Genomic DNA, 1698 nt, shown 5'->3' with positions numbered 1-1698 from the left:
TAAAATGAAGTAAAAAATCGTTAAAAAATAAAATGCAGGATAAGGGAAAGAGTTCCAAAAAGTATATACCTACACTTTTAAACTCTTTCCCACCTGCTCTGCGAGGCTCATTTTATTTTTTCTTTTGGAGTTTTAATGGGGGTAAAGTTTTTGCTCTTAATATGCTCTAGCAGATTAAGGCAAAAAGCAGAACTAGCAGATACACATCTGCTATTCTGTTACCCCCTTTTATTTTGAAATTGCGATAGCTCCATATAAGCATAATCCGCAAAATGTTAAAATCGCAAAAATAGCTATAAAGAGTGCCATTAGTCTAACCTTTCCAACTCATCAAGTTTTTTAGCAATGTATTTAATTAGCAAGTAAAAAAATACTGCTATGATAATAATACCAGCAAAAGAAGCGATTTTTTGAAATGTATTAATCGTTTCAATGTGTATCACAACAAAAGCAAATATACCGAATAAGGCTGTTAATAATGCAAATACCAAAGCCTTAGCAAAATCAAGCGTAAATTTAACTCTCTCTTTTTTACTCATTATAAGCCTTAAAATAAGCTAGGTTGATTTTTGTTTTCTTGCTCTGCTTTTTTGCGTAAATAATCTTTGTATTCTTGGCTGTTTTCTATAAGCTGTAACACATAATTATTACGATTTTCTAAAGTTTTAAAAAAGGGGAACAAGCTTTTAGGAACTCTTGTTGTCATAATTTCAGTAGGGCGTTTTTTTATGTTTGGCATTTTGTTTTTACTCCTTTTTCAAGTTGATAACGAATTGACTTTAAATAACAATTTACAATATAAGCCGAATTAGTGCAAAGAAGCTCAAACCAATAAGGCTCATTTTTTCTAGCGTATTTTAATATTTCAGTTAATTCTGTTAAACCTTGCTCGTCTATAAAGTCCATTATGTCAGCAATCGCTTTTAAACGCTTCTCATTTAGCTCTTTTTCGCTAAAGAGATACTTTTCTATATCAAAGCCATTAAATGCCTTTAAATCGCTTAATTTGTATTGTGCTTTCTCTGGGTTGTCTAAATGAAGCATATAGCGGACATTACCTTTAGCATTATGGATTATTTGCGGAGCTGTTGCTCCTATTTCGTCCATTATAGTCTTTATTTGATTGTAAGACTTTTTACCATTGACATAAATTAAGCAATGGTAATGCGGTTTCTTTGGCGTATTATCTGCATTTACATCGCTATCGTGTAAAGGACTTCTAACCCACTCAAAACCATATTTTAAACTTAAAATTTCTTCCCAATCCTGTGCTACACTTTCAGGATAAACTAAAAATCCCCAGTATCTTGCCTTGTCATTTTTAGCATTTTCTGCCATAATATACCCCTATTTTTTTGATTTTTTAAGGGAAGTAGAGGCTGCAACCTTTCTACTTCCCTTTTTTTTTGTTTTATAATAGTAATACATTATAGTAAATAAGTCAAATTTTTCCCAACGACCAACGACCTTCCATGTGTGTGTGTCGTAGTAACACACACATGGAATTATTAAATTAAGCTTAAATTTTCGCTCCGCTCACTAACCTACCAAAACGCTATATTTCCATACTTGCTAATATGTGAAAGAGGTGCAAAAGCCTTATTTACTGCATATGGGGGGCTGACCCCTTTAAACTTTTTCAAGCCTTGAGATTTTTAGCGGGTAAAATGCAAGAGTAATACAACAAAAAATAAGCGG

The 1698-nt window shown here is 32.4% G+C and carries 3 protein-coding genes; all 3 read right to left on the bottom strand.

All coding sequences use genetic code 11. The features are described 5' to 3' along the window. Positions 1–308 precede the first annotated feature (308 nt). Genes CHELV3228_RS09955 through CHELV3228_RS09945 form a run of 3 tightly spaced genes read right to left on the bottom strand, consistent with a single transcriptional unit; the run spans position 309 to position 1338 of the window. Positions 309–539, bottom strand: coding sequence for a hypothetical protein (locus tag CHELV3228_RS09955; protein ID WP_082200915.1), 231 nt, complete (start codon positions 537–539; stop codon positions 309–311). An 8-nt stretch (positions 540–547) separates the two neighbouring features. Beyond that, complete coding sequence (locus CHELV3228_RS09950; RefSeq protein WP_082200914.1) at positions 548–739, bottom strand: hypothetical protein; 192 nt, start codon at positions 737–739, stop codon at positions 548–550. Further along, positions 727–1338, bottom strand: a complete 612-nt coding sequence (locus CHELV3228_RS09945) for a replication protein (RefSeq protein WP_082200913.1) — start codon at positions 1336–1338, stop codon at positions 727–729. The genes CHELV3228_RS09950 and CHELV3228_RS09945 overlap by 13 nt, the downstream gene beginning before the upstream one ends. Between the last annotated feature and the right edge of the window lie 360 nt (positions 1339–1698).

It is taken from the genome of Campylobacter helveticus (genome assembly GCF_002080395.1).
In the GTDB taxonomy this organism is placed as follows: Bacteria; Campylobacterota; Campylobacteria; order Campylobacterales; family Campylobacteraceae; genus Campylobacter_D; species Campylobacter_D helveticus.
This window is presented reverse-complemented; position numbering and strand designations above follow the sequence as displayed.

Excerpts from the sequence above, each read along its gene's own strand:
- CHELV3228_RS09950 (WP_082200914.1), bottom strand. The coding sequence starts at position 739 with ATGCCAAACATAAAAAAACGCCCTACTGAAATTATGACAACAAGAGTT.
- CHELV3228_RS09945 (WP_082200913.1), bottom strand. The coding sequence starts at position 1,338 with ATGGCAGAAAATGCTAAAAATGACAAGGCAAGATACTGGGGATTTTTA.
- CHELV3228_RS09955 (WP_082200915.1), bottom strand. The coding sequence starts at position 539 with ATGAGTAAAAAAGAGAGAGTTAAATTTACGCTTGATTTTGCTAAGGCT.